The sequence below is a fragment of the Brevundimonas diminuta genome (assembly GCF_022654015.1).
Lineage (GTDB): Bacteria > Pseudomonadota > Alphaproteobacteria > Caulobacterales > Caulobacteraceae > Brevundimonas > Brevundimonas diminuta_C.
Genome location: NZ_CP073063.1, coordinates 886,412 through 901,869 on the forward strand (window position 1 = coordinate 886,412; position 15,458 = coordinate 901,869).

The following is a 15,458-nucleotide window of genomic DNA, read 5'->3' on the forward strand; positions in this document are numbered from 1 at the left end:
CAGAACGCCGGTCCTGACTTCAGATGCCGGTCCGCGAGGCGTTAGGACTTCGTTAGCCAAGGCGTTGGGGGACGCTGCGGTTTGCGCCTTCTGCGATGCGGCGGTTCGTTCGGATATCGGGGGATGCCCGGACGAGCCGCCTGATCGTCTTCCCATCCATCGACGTTGAGTGCCGCAGGGCTTAAGGATCGCGGGTGCGTTTCGACGAGAGATTCATCGATGAACTGAAGGCCCGCCTTCGGCCGTCCGACGTGATCGGGCGGACGGTGAAGCTGAAACGTCAGGGTCGCGAATACGTCGGGCTGTCGCCCTTCTCGAAGGAGAAGTCGCCGTCCTTCTTCGTCAACGACGACAAGGGGTTCTTCCACGACTTCTCGTCCGGCAAGCACGGCGACATCATCTCCTTCCTGCAGGAAACCGAGCGGCTGAGTTTCGTCGAGGCGGTGCAGCGCCTGGCGGGTGAGGCGGGGATGCAGCTTCCCGCCGAAGACCCCAGGGAGGCCGAGCGCGAGCAGAAGCGGGCGGGTCTGTCGGACTGGATGGACCTGGCCCAGAAATGGTTCGCCGCCAATCTGCGCCGCACGCCGGGCAAGGCGGCGCGCGAATATCTGGACAAGCGCGGCCTGCCCGAGGATCAGTGGGAGCGGTTCGGCCTGGGCTATGCGCCCAACGACCGTGAGGGGCTGAAACAGGCCTTGGTCCAGCGCGGCGCCAAGCCCGCCGAACTGGTCGAGGCCGGGCTGCTGATCTCGCCCGAAAGCGGCGGCCAGCCCTATGATCGCTTCCGCGACCGGCTGATGTTCCCGATCCTGGATGCGCGGGGGCGGATCGTCAGCTTCGGCGGCCGGGCCATGAACCCCGACGACCGGGCCAAATATCTGAACGGCCCGGAAAGCCCGCTCTTCCACAAGGGCGCGACCCTTTACGGCCTGCCCGAGGCGCGGCGCATCCTGGGTGCGGAATCCAAGAACGACCAGGCCATCATCGTGGTCGAAGGCTATATGGACGTCATCGCCTGCCAGCGGGCAGGCCTGCCGGCCGTGGCGCCGATGGGCACGGCCCTGACCGAGGAACAGATGGAACGGCTGTGGCGCGTGTCGCACGAGCCGATCCTGTGCTTCGATGGTGATGCGGCCGGACTGCGCGCCGCCTATCGCGCCATCGAACGGTCGCTGCCGCTGCTGAAGCCAGGGCGCTCGTTCCGGTTCGCCCTGCTGGGCGCCGGGCAGGATCCCGACGACATCCTGCGCGACAAGGGCGCGCCCGCGCTGCGCCAGGCCTTGGCCGAAACCCATGGGTTCGCCGAGGTGCTGTTCCGCCGCGAACAGGATCTGGAGCCGCTGGACACGCCGGAGCGCAAGGCCGGCTTCAAGGCGCGGCTGAGGAACACCGCCTCAGCCATCCAGGACAAGGATCTGGCGGAGCAATACCGCCGCGACCTGTTCGACCGTTTCGACGCCCTGTTCCCGCGCAGCCCTCAACGCGCGCCCTGGGCGCCGGGGCAGGGCAAGCGCGGTTTCGGCCCGCCGCCCAAACTGGGTCAGACGGCCGAAGGCGCCCAGGCGATGCAGTCGCTGTTTCGCGCCATCGAGCCTGTGCCCGCCGCCCTGGCCCACGGCGCCATCGACGATCCTGAACGGATGGACGATCATCTGGAGGAGATCGCCGCCCACGGATTTGGCGACAAGGGGCTGGATGGACTGGCGCAGGAGCTGGTTCGCCTGCGTCTGTCGGGACATAGCCTTGACTCCGCCGCCCTGCGACGCCATCTGGCGCAATCGGGTCATGATGCCTTAGTGCGCGAGGTCGAGAAGGCGGCGGCAAAGTCCGGCGCGCCATTCCTGGCCGCAAATGCGCCCCTCGCCGAGGCAAGGGTCCGATGGTCGCAGGCGTTCGACGCTTCGACGCGGGTCGCCGCGTTGGAGGACGCCTTGGCCCATGCACGTGATGTGCCTGGGCAGGATGAGGCGTTCCGCCGGCTGAAGGCCGAGCGGGATGCGCTTCGCCGTGCGATCAAAGCCGGGACGATTTGGGAAGACAGCGCGGGCACGTAACTTTACGGCACGCCAAGCATTGTATTTTTCGCCGGGGCGGACTGATCACCCTCTCGGCCGGAGACAGACTGACTATGAACGCACAGACCGAGACGCAGGACACCGAGGTTTCGACCGATGGGCCCCTGCTCGATCTGACAGACGCCGGCGTCAAGAAGTTCATCAAGCAAGCCAAGGCGCGCGGCTATGTGACGATGGAGGAGCTGAACAAGGTCCTGCCGTCCGAAGAGGTCACGCCCGACGCCATTGAAGACACCCTGGCGATGCTGTCCGAAATGGGCGTCAACGTCGTGGAGGCCGAGGAGGACGCGCAGGAGCAGCAGTCCACCGACGTCGCCGCCGCCGCCGGCACCGCCGTCGCCGAAACGCCCGCCAAGTCCGCCTATGACCGCACCGACGACCCGGTGCGCATGTATCTGCGCGAGATGGGTTCGGTCGAACTGCTGAGCCGCGAGGGCGAAATCGCCATCGCCAAGCGGATCGAGGCCGGCCGCGACGCCATGATCTCGGGTCTGTGCGAAAGCGCCCTGACCTTCGAGGCCATCATGGTGTGGCGCGACGAGCTGGAAAACAACCGCATCCTGCTGCGCGAGGTCATCGACCTGGACGCCACCTATGGCGTTCTGAACCCGTCGTCCCTGCCGGGCGCCGCCCAGCCTGAAGGCGAAGAGGAAGACGAGGCCGAGGACAAGCCGGCCGCCGAGGACAAGCCTGAGTCCGACGACGACGATGACGACGACTTCGACGATGGCGGCGGCATGTCGATCTCGGCGCTGGAAGCCGAGCTGCGCGACGGGGTGATGGATGTCCTGAACGCCATCGCTGCGGACTTCGGCGCCTTCCGCGCCCTGCAGGACAAGCTGGTTCAGACCCGCCTGAAGGGCGAGGTGCTGAGCGCCAAGGATGAAAAGGCCTATCAAGCGCTGACGACGTCCATCTCGGACCGTCTGAAGACGATGAAGCTGAACAACAACCGCATCGAGGCGCTGGTCGAGCAGCTCTATGCGATCAACAAGCGCCTGATCGGTCTGGAAGGTCGTCTGCTGCGCCTGGCCGATAGCTATGGCATTTCGCGGCCCGAGTTCCTCAAGGCCTATTTCGGCTCGGAGCTCGACCCCACCTGGACCGACCGGATCAAGGATCAGGGCGTGCGCTGGACCAAGTTCAGCGAGAACGAAGCCAGCCAGATCGCGACTATCCGTTCCGACGTCGCCGCCGTGGCGCTGGAAGCCGGCCTGCCGATCGACGACTATCGCCGCATCGTCCAGACGGTGCAGAAGGGCGAACGCGAAGCCCGTCAGGCCAAGAAGGAAATGGTCGAGGCCAACCTGCGCCTCGTGATCTCCATCGCCAAGAAATACACCAACCGCGGCCTGCAGTTCCTGGACCTGATCCAGGAGGGCAACATCGGCCTGATGAAGGCGGTCGACAAGTTCGAGTACCGCCGCGGCTACAAGTTCTCGACCTACGCCACCTGGTGGATCCGTCAGGCGATCACCCGCTCGATCGCCGACCAGGCGCGCACCATCCGTATCCCGGTGCACATGATCGAGACGATCAACAAGATCGTCCGCACCAGCCGCCAGATGCTGCACGAGATCGGCCGCGAGCCGACCCCGGAAGAGTTGGCCGAAAAGCTGGCCATGCCGCTGGAGAAGGTGCGCAAGGTCCTGAAGATCGCCAAGGAGCCGATCTCGCTGGAAACGCCGATCGGTGACGAGGAAGACAGCCACCTGGGCGACTTCATCGAGGACAAGAACGCCGTCCTGCCGATTGACGCCGCCATCCAGTCGAACCTGCGCGAAACCACCACCCGCGTGCTCGCGTCGCTGACGCCGCGCGAGGAGCGAGTGCTGCGGATGCGTTTCGGCATCGGCATGAACACCGACCACACGCTGGAAGAAGTCGGCCAGCAGTTCTCGGTAACCCGCGAACGCATCCGTCAGATCGAGGCCAAGGCGCTGCGCAAGCTGAAGCACCCGTCGCGGTCGCGCAAACTGCGGTCCTTCCTGGACAGCTGATACGATCAAGGGCGGCTCCGACGGGCCGCCCTTTTTCTTGGCAGGCGACATGGCCCGAAAGCACGTCAATCTCGGCACGGCGCCCGCCAAGTCCGATCTGCCGCAAAAGCGCTGCGTCGCCTGCGGCCTGCCGTTCGCCTGGCGCAAGAAGTGGGCGCGGGACTGGGATCAGGTGCGGTTCTGTTCGGATCGGTGCCGGGCCAAGGGGGCGTCCGAAGAGCGCCGGTAGGCGGCTCTCGGCCTCGTGACCACGGCGGCGGCGGGAATCAGCTAAGCGTCGCGACCATGTTCTCCGTGTCGCGCGTCTCTCCCTTTCTCATCGGCCTCGGCGTTCTGCTGATCCTCAGCGGCTGCGTGCGGCGGCCGCCTGAGCCGTTGCGGCCGCCATCGCCGTATCCGTCGCGCACCGAGGCGCCGCTGGTCGGGGGGCTGGTGGACCGGATGATCGACGGCGGGACCCAGGCGCTGGTCGTGCGCGAAGGCGGCGATCTGGGCCGTTGCCTGGCCGAGTTGAACGCCGCGCGCGTGCGCTTCAGCCCCGTGCCGGACCGCCAGAACACAGCGACCTGTGGCCTACATCAAGGCGGGGTGCTGGGCGCCGACCTGGGGACGGTGGCGCGCATGGCACCGGGTGATGTGAAGATGACCTGCCAGACTGCGCTGGCGCTGAGCATCTGGCGTCGTCAGTCGCTGGAGCCGGCGGCGCGCGAGATCCTGGGATCGGACGTCGTGCAGATCGACCACATGGGGGCCTACGCCTGTCGCAACGTGAACAACGGCGTGGGCTCCAACCGCGTCAGCGCCCATTCCCAGGCGGCGGCGCTGGATTTCACCGGGGTGCGGCTGAGGGACGGGCGGCGCATCACCGTGACCAGGGACTGGAACGGCGACACGCCCGAAGCGCGCTTCCTAAAGCGTATCCGCGACGACGCCTGCCGCATCTTCGGGACGACGCTCAGCCCCGACTACAACGCCGTCCACTACGACCACCTGCACCTTGAGGCGACCGACACGCGCTTCTGCCGCTGAGGCAACGCTTTGGCGCGGGGCGGATTACGCCCCTATGCGCGGTGAACTGAAGACCTATCAGGCCAAGCGCCGGTTCGGCGAAACGCCCGAGCCGAAGGGCGCCAAGGCCAGGCGTGCGAAGGGCGGCTTCCGCTATCTGATCCAGCGCCACGCGGCGACGCGTCTGCACTATGATTTCCGTATCGAGGCGGACGGGGTGCTGAAATCCTGGGCCGTGACCAAGGCGCCGTCGCGCGACACGGCGGTCAAGCGTCTGGCGGTCGAGGTCGAGGATCATCCGCTGGATTATGGCTCGTTCGAGGGCACAATTCCCGACGGCAACTACGGCGCCGGCACGGTGCAGATGTGGGACGTCGGCACATGGGAGCCGCAGGAGCCGGACCTGGAGGCGGCCTGGGCCAAGGGTCAGATCAAGATGGTCCTTCACGGCGAGCGGCTGAAGGGCAAATGGGCGCTGATCCGGCTGAAGAGCGATCGGGGCAAACCCTCCAAACGCAACAACTGGCTGCTGCTGAAGGAGAAGGACGACTTCGCGGTGGCCGGCGAGGGCGATGCGCTCGCCGAAATCGACGCCTCTGTGACGACCGGCCGTTCGCTGGCCGAGATCGCGGATGGGACGAAGGAATGGACGGCGTCCAAGCCGACAGGGCGTAAAGGTCCGGCCAAGCCCAAGCCCTCGAAAGCGGCGACGAAGGCCAAGAAGCCGCCGGCCTTTGTTCCGATCCAGCTGTGCAAGGTGACCGACCATCCGCCGGTCGGGACGGGCTGGGCGCACGAGATCAAGTTCGACGGCTATCGCCTCCAGATCGGTGTCGGCGGCGGTCGGGCGGTCTTGCGGACGCGCAAGGGTCTGGACTGGAGCGACAAGTTTTCGGACCTCGCGGCGGATGCGGCGACCTGGCCCGACGCCGTAATCGACGGCGAACTGTGCGCGCTGGACGACGATCATATGCCGGACTTCGGGGCGTTGCAGGCCGCTATTTCGGACGAGAAGACGGAAGGCCTGGTCTATTTCGCCTTCGACCTGTTGTTCGAGGGGGCGGAGGATCTGCGCAAACTGCCGCTGTCGCATCGCAAGGCGCGGCTGCAGGCCTATGTGGACCGGATCGGAAAGGCGGCCGCTGGGCGGCTGCGCTACGTCGAGCATTTCGCCTCGACCGGGCAGGCGGTGCTGGAGAGCGCCTGCCGGATGGATCTGGAAGGCGTGATTTCCAAGAAACTGGACGCCCCCTATCACGCCGGGCGGTCATCGACCTGGCTGAAGTCCAAATGCCGGGGTCGCGATGAAGTGGTGATCGGCGGTTGGTCGTCCGAGGGCGGCACGCGGTTCCGCTCTCTGCTGGTCGGGGTCAGGGAAAAGGGCGGCCTTCGCTATCTGGGCCGGGTCGGGACCGGTTATGGCGAGGCGGTGACGAAGACGCTTGTTCCCGCGCTGAAGGGCGTAGCGGCGCAGAAGTCTCCCTTCGCCGGGGCGGCCGCGCCCAAGGCGGCCAAGGACATCCATTGGGTCAAGCCGGTGCTGGTCGCCGAGGTGGAGCACGGCGGCTATACTGAATCCGGCTCGCTGCGGCAGGCGGCGTTCAAGGGCTTGCGTGAAGACAAGGCGGCCGCCGAGGTCACCCAGGCGCCCCAACCGCCCACGGACATGGGCGACGCGAAGAAGACCACGACCACGGTGCGACCAGCCGGAAAGCCCGGCAAGGTGGTCGTGGCGGGGGTGACCATCTCCAGCACCGACAAGGTGTTGTGGCCCGCCGTGGGCGACCGGCCGGCGATCACCAAGGCCGATCTGGCGCGCTACTACGAGGCGGCGGCCGAGCGGATCCTGCCCCATGTGGCGGATCGGCCGACCTCCATCATCCGCGCGCCCGAGGGGATCGGCGGCGAGACCTTTTTCCAGCGGCACGCCATGGCGGGGTCGAACCCTCGGCCGAAGCTGATCGACGTCAAGGCCCGCACCCCTTACGTCGCCGCCGTCGATGTCGGCGGCCTGGTCGCCATCGCCCAGTCGGGCGGGCTGGAACTGCACCCCTGGGGCTGTGCGCCAGGCCAGCCGGAAATCCCTGAGCAGATCACCTTCGACCTGGATCCGGACGAGGGGCTGAACTTCGCCGACGTCATCGCGGCGTCCAAGGTCGTGAAGGCGAAGATCGAGGCGCTGGGTCTGGCCGCCTTCGTCAAGACGACCGGGGGCAAGGGGCTGCACGTCGTGGTGCCGATCAAGACCGACGCCCGCTCGCGCGTGACCTGGGATCAGAACAAGGCCTTCGCCAAGGCGGTGGCCGAGGCCATACGCGCCGAGGCGCCGGACCGGTTCACCACGACCCTGGCCAAGAAGGCGAGGGGCGGAAAGATCTTCATCGACTATCTGCGCAACGGGCGGATGGCGACGGCGGTCGCGCCCTGGTCGCCGCGCGCCCGGCCCGGGGCGGGGATCGCTTTTCCGCTGTCGTGGGGGCAGGTGAAGGCCGGGCTGGACCCCGCCGCATTCAACCTTTGGACCTATTCAGCCTTGCTGAAGAAGCCCGATCCGTGGGCCGATTTCCGTGCCTCGGCGGTCAGTTTGAAATCGGCGCTGAAAAAAATGGGCGTCTAGGCCGCAGTCTTCTTCTTTGCTGCGGTCTTCTTGGGCGCCGGCTTCTTTGCCGGGGCCTTCTTGGCGGCTGGCGTCTTCGTCCCCGTCGCCGACCCTTTCAGGCTGTTTCGCAATGCGGCCATCAGGTCGATGACATTGGTGTCGTCGGGTTCGGCGACATCGACCAAGCCCTTGCCGCCCTTGGATTTGGCCTTGATCATCGCGCGCAGGGCGTCGTCGTAGCCGTCCTTGAAGTCGGTCGGGTCGAAGTCCGCCTCCTTCTGCCCGATGATGCGCGCGGCGATCTCGACCATGTCGGGATCGGCCTTCACCGTCGGAATGTCGTCGAAATAGTCGTCGGAATCGCGCACCTCGTCATGGGCGCGCAGGGTGTAGGCGATCAGCCCCTTGCCCCGGACCTCCAGCGCCAGTTGACGCTCCTTACCGCGCAGGACCAGCTGGCCCAGCGCCACCTTGCCCTGTTTCTTCATGGCGTCGCGAATGACGGCGAAGGCTTCGACGCCCGCGCCTTTTTCCGGGACCACGAAGAACGGATCGTCCCAATACAGCCGGTCGATGTCGTCCTCGTCGACGAACTTCTCGATCGAAATGGTCTTGGTGCTTTCCAGCTTCACCTTGTCGAAGTCGGCGTCGTCGAACAGGACGTATTCGTCCTTGGACACCTCATAGCCGCGCACCAGATCGCTGCGCTCGACAGGCCCGGCATCCGGATCGGTCGGCACCATGCGAATGCGATTGTTGGTGTCGGGATTGATCAGGTGAAACCGCACGTCGTTCGTGCTGGTCGTCGCCGTGTAGAGGGCCACCGGACAGGTGACCAGCGACAGCTTCAGATGTCCTTGCCAGGTGGGGCGGGCGGCCATGTCGGTTCTCCTCGATCCCTGACAATGCGTGAGGGCGATTTGCGTTCGAACCGGACCGCCGCCGAACTCAGGCCTTGCCTTCAAAGGCCACGCTGAAACCGCCCCACATCATGCGCTTGCCGTCGAAGGGCATGTCCATGTTCGCAAAGTCGGGGTCGTCCTGCATCTTGCCGAAACAGGCGTCGGCTGTGGCGCGGTCGGGCCAGGTGACCCAAGAGAAGACCACGACCTCGCCCTCCTGCAGCTTCACCGCCATGGGAAAGCTGGTCAGGGTGCCGTCCGGTACGTCCTCGCCCCAGGTCTCCACCTGCGACAGGGCGCCGTATTTCTGGAACAGAGGCCAGGACGCCTGGGCGGACTTGACGTAGCGCGCCTTGTCCTCGGTTTTCACGGGGGTCAGGAAGCCGGTCACATAGGTCATCGGTTGTCTCCTCTTTCTGGATTCAAACGTCGGCGACCGCGCGGTCCAGCGCCGCGATGTCGATCTTGATCATGTCCATCATGGCCTGCATAGCGGCCTTGGCGCGCGCGGGGTTCGGATCGGTGGTCAGCTCCATCAGGCGACGGGGCGTGATCTGCCACGACAGGCCCCAGCGGTCCTTGAGCCAGCCGCAGGCGTTCTCACTGCCGCCGTCGGCGAGCAGGGCGTCCCACAGCCGGTCCGTCTCGGCCTGATCCTCGGTCATCACCATGAAGGAGACGGCCTCGGTAAAGCGGAAGTTCGGCCCGCCGTTCAGCGCCAGATACTCACGACCCGCTAGCACGAACTGCACCGTCAGCACCGATCCTTCAGGGCCGGAGGGCGTATCGACCGGCGAACGGTTGACGGCGGTGATGCGGCTGTCGGGCAGCAGGCTGACATAAAAGGCGGTCGCAGCTTCGGCGTCGCCGTCGAACCACAGGCAGGGAATGATCTTGTCGGTCATGCCGCGTCACCTTCCGCCAACGCCGCCAGCTGATCGGCGACCGCGCCCCAGCCCTGTTCGAAGCCCATGGCCTTGTGGGTTTCGGCGGCTTTTTCGTCCCAGTGCCGGGCCGTGGCGGTGTAGCGAGTTCCGCGAGCCTCGGGTTCGAAGGTGTCGATGCGCACGAAGTTCATGTCGCCGGCCTGCGGAACCCAGCCCTCAGTGAAGGCCCCGGTCGAGACCAGTTTGCGGCCCGGAACCACCTCCAGGAAGACGCCGGAATAGGGATGCCGCTCGCCCTCGGGCGAAGCCATTTCGACATTGGCCCGCCCGCCGACGCGCAGGTCCCAATCCACGACCGGCGTGGTCCACGGGCGAGGGCAGAACCATTCGCCGGTGCGCTCGGTGTAGATCTTCCACACCGTTTCCGGCGAGGCCTTGATCAGCCGGCTGATGCTCAGTTCGCGGATGTCGGCCATCACGACACCATGGCGTCGGCGGCGAAGGCTTCGGGACCGGCGGCGACGGCGGCCGGGTCCATCCACATAACTTCCCAGATATGGCCGTCCGGATCGGCATAGCTGCGGCCGTACATGAAGCCGTAGTCCTGGGTCGCATTGGGATCGATCTTGCCGCCGGCGGCCCCCGCTTGGGCGACGACGGCGTCGACCGCCTCGCGGCTGTCTCGTGACAGGCACAGCAGAACCTGGGCCGAGGCATGGGCGTCGGGGATCTGGCGGTCGGTGAAGGTGCGCCATTTGTCGTGGGTCAGCAGCATGACGTGGATCACGTCCGACACCACCATACAGGCGGCCGTGTCGTCGCTGAACATCGGGTTCCTGGTCGCGCCGACAGCCTCATGGAAGGCGATCGATCGGGGCAGGTCGGCGACCGGCAGGTTGATGAAAATCAGCTGGGCCACGGCGTTTCCTCTGCTTGTTATTTGCGAAACCTGACTCCGATGATTACGATAGTCAACTATGAAGTTAGAAAAGATAACTGAAAGGGCTGGTCGCCGATATCACGACGCCTGCGGCGCCGCGCACGGGCTAGACCTGATCGGCGAGCGCTGGGCACTGCTGGTGATCCGCGAACTGATGATGGGGCCGCGTCGGTTCGGTGATCTGCGAAAGGATCTGCACGGCATTTCCGCAAACGTGCTGACCCAGCGGCTGGAGGGGCTGGAGGCTTCGGGCGTCGTGACCCGCCGCAAGCTGCCGCCGCCCGCCTCGGTGCAGGTCTATGAGTTGACGCCCTGGGGATACGAGATCAAGCCGGTCTTCATGGTGCTGGGCGGCTGGGCCGCGCGCTCGCCTCGCCACGACCCGACCCTGCCGATCAGCGCGGTGTCGATCATGCAGTCTTTCGAGACGATGTTCGACCCGGCCCTGGCCGGGGACGCGGCGATGAGCGTCGGCTTCGTCTTCGGCGACGAGCCCTTCGTCGTTCAGATCGAAAACGGGACGATCACGACCCGCCGCGGCCCCACGGACGCCGCCGACGTCGTCCTGACGACCCAACCGCCGCTGGTCGCCGCCTGCGTCTACGGCAAGGTCCCGCCCGCCGCCTTCGAGGCCGACGGCCTGATGACCCTGACCGGCGACCGGGCCGTGTTCGACCGCTTCGTCGGCTTCTTCAACCTGCCTGAGAAGGCACCGGTCTGAGGCTTCAGGCCAGCATGTCCAGCAGCGTGCCGGTCATGTCGTCGGCGGTGCGCAGAACGGCGGCGTTGGCGCTGAACGCGGTCTTGGCCTGGATCCTCTCCACGGTTTCCTCGGCGAGATTGTCCAACGGCGCGGTCGCGGTGCGGCGCGCGCTGCTGTCGAACCGGTTCTGCGCGGTCGTCATACCGGCGGCGGCGATAGAAAGCGCTTGCATGGCGAAGCTCCGGACGCGGTGGGTTCGATCGCCAGACTGCGTCTTTCAGGTCAACGTCGCCTGAAGGAACAGGGTGAACGGCGTTTTCCGCCCCGCTTGCGCCCTTATTGATGTATAGAGCGCCATCATTCGCCCGGCCTGAGGTCTGACCTCGGCCGGGCGCGGTCGTTTCGGCGACCGCTCTTGTCCGTTGTCCCAGGTTTCCTATGCCCTTTCCCGCCGTCCATCCCGCGCTCGACCGCGCCCTGATCAACAAGGGCTACGCCGAACCCACTCCGGTTCAGGCCGCCGTGCTGGAGGCGGAGCATGCGGATCGCGACCTGCTGGTCTCGGCCCAGACGGGCTCGGGCAAGACCGTGGCCTTTGGTCTGGCCGCTGCGCCGACCCTGCTGGGCGACAAGCCGATCTTCGGCTCCGGCGGCGCGCCCCTGTGCCTGGCCATCGCGCCGACGCGGGAACTGGCCATGCAGGTCGCGGCCGAGCTGCAATGGCTGTACGCCGACGCCGGCGCCAAGATCGCCACCTGCGTCGGCGGCATGGATGCGCGCCGTGAAGCCCGCGCGCTGGGCTTCGGCGTCCACATCGTCGTCGGCACCCCCGGCCGCCTGAAGGACCACATCGACCGGGGCAATCTGGACCTGTCCGAGCTGAAGGTCGCAGTTCTCGATGAGGCCGACGAGATGCTGGACATGGGCTTCCGCGAGGACCTGGAGCACATCCTGGATCAGGCGCCGGCCGAACGCCGCACCCTGCTGTTCTCGGCGACCATCGCGCGCGACATCGCCACCCTGGCCAAACGCTATCAGAAGGACGCGGTCCGCATCGATGCGACCGACAAGACGCGCCAGCACGCCGACATCGAATACCGCGCGTATCGCATCGCGCCCAACGAGATCGAGCACGCGGTGGTCAACACCCTGCGCTGGTTCGAGGCGCCGCGAGCCATGGTCTTCTGCTCGACGCGCGACAGCGTGCGTCACCTGCAATCCTCCCTGCTGGAGCGCGGCTTCTCTTCCGTCAGCCTGTCGGGCGAGATGGGTCAGCGCGAGCGCACCGACGCGCTTCAGTCGCTGCGGGACGGCCGCGCCCGCGTCTGCGTCGCCACCGACGTCGCCGCGCGCGGTCTGGACCTGCCGGACCTGGGTCTCGTCATCCACGCCGAACTGCCGATGAACCGCGCCGGCCTGCTGCACCGCTCGGGCCGCACGGGCCGGGCGGGCAAGAAGGGCATCTCGGTCATGCTGGTCCCGCACTCGCGCCGTCGCAAGGCCGAGCGCCTGATGGACGAGGCCGGCGTCGACGCCGTCTGGACCGGCGCCCCGACCTTCGACGAGATCCGCAAGGCCGACGAGGACCGTCTGCTGTCGCCGTCGCACTTCGAGGCCGAGGTCTCCGACGAGGACATGGTCGTCGCCAAGCGGATGATCGCCGAACGCACCCCCGACGAGATCGCCGCCGCACTGGTGCGTCTGCTGCGCAAGGAACAGCCGGCGCCGGAAGAACTGTCCGATCCGGGTTCGGATCGCGGTCCGGCCAAGCGCGACCGCATGGTCCGCAATGATGACGGCACGGCGGCCCAACCCTGGCCAGGCGAGCGCCTTGGCGCCGACGACGTGGTCTGGTTCCGTCTGAACGTGGGCCGCAACAAGAACGCCGACCCCAAATGGCTGATCCCGCTGATCTGCCGCATCGGCGGCATTTCCAAGCCTCAGATCGGCGCCATCCGCACCTTCCCCGAGGAGACGCGTTTCGAGGTCGCCAAGACCCACGAGAAGGCTTTCCGCGAAGCCGTGGCCGCCTCCAAGGACGAGGTGAAGATCACCCCGTCGGAAGCCCCGACGCCCGGCTCGATGAAGGCCAGCCGCTTTGCCGGCAAGCCGCGCGAGGACGGCGACCGTCCCTTCAAGAAGACGCCCTACAAGCGCGCCGACGGCGGCGAGGGCGACGCCCGCCCGCCGTTCAAGAAGAAGCCCTGGGCGCCGAAGAACGACGGCGGCGCCAACCCGCGCTCGAACGCTTCGGGCGACAAGCCCTATGCCAAGAAGCCCTTCAAGGCCAAGCCGGGCTTCAAGAAGGACGGCTTCAAGGGCAAGCCCAAGGGCTGATCTTGCGGGCACTTGCCTGATCGTGGGCGGAGGCGCAACCTCCGCCCATGAGCACGCCGTCCGCACCTGAGGGCCGTTACGCCTCGTTCGAGGCCTTCTATCCCTATTACATCCACGAGCATTCCAACCGGACGTGCCGGCGCATCCACGTCGTCGGCACCTTTCTGGTGATCTCGGCCTTCGCCGCCTTCGTGGCGACGCGGAACGCCTGGTGGCTGCTGGCCATGCCGCTGCTGGGCTACGGCTTCGCCTGGGTGGGGCATTTCTTCTTCGAAAAGAACCGGCCCGCGACCTTCAAATATCCGCTGTGGAGCCTGATGGGCGACTTTCGCCTGTTCTTCGAGACGGTGACGGGCAAGCGCCGCTTCTGAGACCGTATTTCAAGCTGCACGGTTCAGCGAAACGGATTAACCTCTGCCTGCGGCATGGCGCCGCTGCTGCTGGAGGGAGCAACATGAAATCCATCGCCGTCCTCGCCGCTGCGTCCGTGCTGCTCGCCCCTGGCGTCAGCCTGGCCCAGAAGAGCGGGGCCAAGCCCGACTTCACCCTGGACCCCAATTACGGCTCGGTGCGGCTGGAGACCGGCTTCACGCCCGATCCTTGGACAAAGTCCATTCTGGCGGGCGGTTCGATCGCCGCCTCGGCCGCGCAGTCGGGCTGCGAGGGCAAGGTCAGCGCCGCGCCCGACCTGCAACTGAACTTCGAAGCCGGGGATCTGGACCTGACCATCAAGGCGGTCGCCAGCGAGGACACGACGCTGCTGGTCAACAGCCCCGGCGGCCGCTGGTATTGCGACGACGACAGCGGCGGCGACCTGGACCCGATGGTGACCATCTCCAATCCCGAGAGCGGTCGCTACGACATCTGGCTGGGCACCTATAACGACAACATGGTCCAATCGACGCTGCAGATCAGCGAACTGGGCGGCGCCGACACGACGGCTGGCGCGGCGCCCAACATCGACCTTGAACCCAACTACGGCACGGCCAATCTGCGCGGCGGCTTCACGCCCGACCCCTGGACCAAGTCGATCCTGGCCGGCGGCTCCTCGCCCGCCTCGGCCGCCAAGTCGGGCTGCGAAGGTTCGGTCAGCTCGGCCCCCGACATCCAGATCTTCTTCGAGCCCGGCGACGCCGATCTGACCTTCCGCGTGCGCGCATCGGAAGACACGACCCTGCTGATCAATACGCCCAACGGCCGCTTCTATTGCGACGACGACGGCGCCGGCGGCGTCGATCCGAAGGTGACGATCACCAATCCGCAGAGCGGCCGCTATGACATCTGGGTCGGCACCTATAACGGTTCGATGGTGCAGTCGACGCTGGAAGTGTCCGAACTGGACTGATCGGCGCAAGGCTTCAGACACGAAAACGCCGGCTGACCATCGCGGTCAGCCGGCGTTTTTCATGATCGGCCGGATCAGTTGGAAGCGGTGGTCCAGGCCGGGGGGCAACCGTCGAAATCGCCGGCATCTACGATGGTCAGGGTGCGCATGTTCAGGCGCTGCGCCTGGTTCATCGAGCCGCGACCGGTGCCGGTATAGAGGTCGATCTTCTGGCCCTTGATCGCGCCGCCGGTGTCGGAGGCGTACCAGTAGCCGTCGTGGATGGAACCGTCGGCCAGACGCATGCCGACCGTTTCGCGGATGAACAGCTTGGTGCGGCGCGGGATCACGCGGGGATCGACCGCGACGGTGCGCATGGCGATCGGACGGCAACCCAGCGAATCGTTGCCGGTCGCGCCGCCGCCGCCTGCGTGATAGAGGCGCGCCGACGCGCGCCAGTCGGGATCGGAGGCCATCAGCTCGGCCTGTTCGGCGTTCAGGGCGGTCTCGACTTCATCGGAACCGACGATGGCGGCAGGGGTTTCAGTCCTGACTTGATCCGCCGCTACGACGTCATTGTAGGGGACAGGCCCGCTCGTCACAGACGATACGGCAGCCCAAAGCATGGCGATAGCAGCGGAGGCGCCGATCATGAGTTTCGCTCAGGAGACACCGGCTCCCAA

The 15,458-nt window shown here is 66.5% G+C and carries 16 protein-coding genes; 9 read left to right on the top strand and 7 right to left on the bottom strand.

Annotation, left to right across the window (positions count from 1 at the left end):
- The first annotated feature begins 194 nt into the window (after nt 1-194).
- The 5 genes from dnaG to ligD all read left to right on the top strand — a co-directional run bounded on the left by dnaG (nt 195) and on the right by ligD (nt 7,700).
- Nucleotides 195-2,054, top strand: coding sequence for a DNA primase (gene dnaG, locus KAK88_RS04295; protein ID WP_242078010.1), 1,860 nt, complete (start codon nt 195-197; stop codon nt 2,052-2,054).
- Between the two features lie 74 nt (nt 2,055-2,128).
- Nucleotides 2,129-4,075: an RNA polymerase sigma factor RpoD gene (gene rpoD, locus KAK88_RS04300; RefSeq protein WP_066623858.1), complete on the top strand. Its 1,947-nt coding sequence runs from the start codon at nt 2,129-2,131 to the stop codon at nt 4,073-4,075.
- Between the two features lie 49 nt (nt 4,076-4,124).
- Nucleotides 4,125-4,304 (top strand): DUF2256 domain-containing protein, encoded by a 180-nt coding sequence (locus tag KAK88_RS04305; protein ID WP_242078011.1) that lies wholly within the window; start codon nt 4,125-4,127, stop codon nt 4,302-4,304.
- Between the two features lie 56 nt (nt 4,305-4,360).
- Nucleotides 4,361-5,104 carry an extensin family protein gene (locus KAK88_RS04310; protein WP_242078012.1) on the top strand — a complete coding sequence of 248 codons (744 nt, stop codon included), beginning with the start codon at nt 4,361-4,363 and terminating at the stop codon, nt 5,102-5,104.
- 34 nt (nt 5,105-5,138) lie between these two features.
- Nucleotides 5,139-7,700, top strand: a complete 2,562-nt coding sequence (ligD, locus tag KAK88_RS04315; protein ID WP_242078013.1) for a DNA ligase D — start codon at nt 5,139-5,141, stop codon at nt 7,698-7,700.
- On the opposite strand, the gene KAK88_RS04320 is transcribed toward ligD, so the two are convergent.
- From KAK88_RS04320 to KAK88_RS04340, 5 genes are all read right to left on the bottom strand, one after another.
- Nucleotides 7,697-8,563, bottom strand: a complete 867-nt coding sequence (locus KAK88_RS04320; RefSeq protein ID WP_242078014.1) for a Ku protein — start codon at nt 8,561-8,563, stop codon at nt 7,697-7,699. The genes ligD and KAK88_RS04320 overlap by 4 nt on opposite strands.
- Before the next feature lie 67 nt (nt 8,564-8,630).
- On the bottom strand, nt 8,631-8,984 hold the full coding sequence (locus KAK88_RS04325) for a DUF1428 domain-containing protein (RefSeq protein ID WP_153923756.1): 354 nt from the start codon (nt 8,982-8,984) through the stop codon (nt 8,631-8,633).
- A gap of 22 nt (nt 8,985-9,006) precedes the next feature.
- Nucleotides 9,007-9,489, bottom strand: a complete 483-nt coding sequence (locus tag KAK88_RS04330; protein ID WP_242078015.1) for a VOC family protein — start codon at nt 9,487-9,489, stop codon at nt 9,007-9,009.
- A complete protein-coding gene (locus KAK88_RS04335) occupies nt 9,486-9,947 on the bottom strand; it encodes an SRPBCC family protein (protein WP_242078016.1) in 462 nt (153 codons plus the stop codon). The genes KAK88_RS04330 and KAK88_RS04335 overlap by 4 nt, the downstream gene beginning before the upstream one ends.
- Complete coding sequence (locus tag KAK88_RS04340; protein WP_242078017.1) at nt 9,947-10,390, bottom strand: VOC family protein; 444 nt, start codon at nt 10,388-10,390, stop codon at nt 9,947-9,949. Before KAK88_RS04340 ends, KAK88_RS04335 begins: the two co-directional genes overlap by 1 nt.
- Nucleotides 10,391-10,448: 58 nt before the next feature.
- Between KAK88_RS04340 and KAK88_RS04345 the strand changes: the two genes are divergently transcribed.
- The gene (locus KAK88_RS04345) at nt 10,449-11,132 is read left to right on the top strand and encodes a winged helix-turn-helix transcriptional regulator (protein ID WP_242078018.1); all 684 of its coding nucleotides are present in this window, start codon (nt 10,449-10,451) and stop codon (nt 11,130-11,132) included.
- A 4-nt stretch (nt 11,133-11,136) separates the two neighbouring features.
- Here the strand turns inward: KAK88_RS04345 and KAK88_RS04350 are convergent, their stop codons facing one another.
- Nucleotides 11,137-11,346: a flagellar basal body rod C-terminal domain-containing protein gene (locus KAK88_RS04350; RefSeq protein WP_242078019.1), complete on the bottom strand. Its 210-nt coding sequence runs from the start codon at nt 11,344-11,346 to the stop codon at nt 11,137-11,139.
- Nucleotides 11,347-11,552: 206 nt separating this feature from the next.
- Here KAK88_RS04350 and KAK88_RS04355 point away from each other — a divergent pair, with 206 nt between their 5' ends.
- The 3 genes from KAK88_RS04355 (at nt 11,553) to KAK88_RS04365 (ending at nt 14,796) form a co-directional block, all read left to right on the top strand.
- Complete coding sequence (locus KAK88_RS04355; protein ID WP_242078020.1) at nt 11,553-13,451, top strand: DEAD/DEAH box helicase; 1,899 nt, start codon at nt 11,553-11,555, stop codon at nt 13,449-13,451.
- Nucleotides 13,452-13,498: 47 nt separating this feature from the next.
- Nucleotides 13,499-13,822 carry an Mpo1-like protein gene (locus KAK88_RS04360; protein ID WP_242078021.1) on the top strand — a complete coding sequence of 108 codons (324 nt, stop codon included), beginning with the start codon at nt 13,499-13,501 and terminating at the stop codon, nt 13,820-13,822.
- An 83-nt stretch (nt 13,823-13,905) separates the two neighbouring features.
- Nucleotides 13,906-14,796: a hypothetical protein gene (locus KAK88_RS04365; protein ID WP_242078022.1), complete on the top strand. Its 891-nt coding sequence runs from the start codon at nt 13,906-13,908 to the stop codon at nt 14,794-14,796.
- Between the two features lie 74 nt (nt 14,797-14,870).
- On the opposite strand, the gene KAK88_RS04370 is transcribed toward KAK88_RS04365, so the two are convergent.
- The gene (locus KAK88_RS04370) at nt 14,871-15,428 is read right to left on the bottom strand and encodes a 3D domain-containing protein (RefSeq protein ID WP_039244236.1); all 558 of its coding nucleotides are present in this window, start codon (nt 15,426-15,428) and stop codon (nt 14,871-14,873) included.
- Nucleotides 15,429-15,458: the final 30 nt, after the last annotated feature.

What these genes read in the sequence shown, in the direction of transcription:
- KAK88_RS04305 (WP_242078011.1), top strand. Translation starts at nt 4,125, where the DNA reads ATGGCCCGAAAGCACGTCAATCTCGGCACGGCGCCCGCCAAGTCCGAT.
- rpoD (WP_066623858.1), top strand. Translation starts at nt 2,129, where the DNA reads ATGAACGCACAGACCGAGACGCAGGACACCGAGGTTTCGACCGATGGG.
- KAK88_RS04350 (WP_242078019.1), bottom strand. Translation starts at nt 11,346, where the DNA reads ATGCAAGCGCTTTCTATCGCCGCCGCCGGTATGACGACCGCGCAGAAC.
- KAK88_RS04310 (WP_242078012.1), top strand. Translation starts at nt 4,361, where the DNA reads ATGTTCTCCGTGTCGCGCGTCTCTCCCTTTCTCATCGGCCTCGGCGTT.
- KAK88_RS04335 (WP_242078016.1), bottom strand. Translation starts at nt 9,947, where the DNA reads ATGGCCGACATCCGCGAACTGAGCATCAGCCGGCTGATCAAGGCCTCG.
- KAK88_RS04345 (WP_242078018.1), top strand. Translation starts at nt 10,449, where the DNA reads ATGAAGTTAGAAAAGATAACTGAAAGGGCTGGTCGCCGATATCACGAC.
- KAK88_RS04370 (WP_039244236.1), bottom strand. Translation starts at nt 15,428, where the DNA reads ATGATCGGCGCCTCCGCTGCTATCGCCATGCTTTGGGCTGCCGTATCG.
- KAK88_RS04365 (WP_242078022.1), top strand. Translation starts at nt 13,906, where the DNA reads ATGAAATCCATCGCCGTCCTCGCCGCTGCGTCCGTGCTGCTCGCCCCT.
- KAK88_RS04355 (WP_242078020.1), top strand. Translation starts at nt 11,553, where the DNA reads ATGCCCTTTCCCGCCGTCCATCCCGCGCTCGACCGCGCCCTGATCAAC.
- ligD (WP_242078013.1), top strand. Translation starts at nt 5,139, where the DNA reads ATGCGCGGTGAACTGAAGACCTATCAGGCCAAGCGCCGGTTCGGCGAA.
- KAK88_RS04330 (WP_242078015.1), bottom strand. Translation starts at nt 9,489, where the DNA reads ATGACCGACAAGATCATTCCCTGCCTGTGGTTCGACGGCGACGCCGAA.
- KAK88_RS04360 (WP_242078021.1), top strand. Translation starts at nt 13,499, where the DNA reads ATGAGCACGCCGTCCGCACCTGAGGGCCGTTACGCCTCGTTCGAGGCC.
- KAK88_RS04325 (WP_153923756.1), bottom strand. Translation starts at nt 8,984, where the DNA reads ATGACCTATGTGACCGGCTTCCTGACCCCCGTGAAAACCGAGGACAAG.
- KAK88_RS04320 (WP_242078014.1), bottom strand. Translation starts at nt 8,563, where the DNA reads ATGGCCGCCCGCCCCACCTGGCAAGGACATCTGAAGCTGTCGCTGGTC.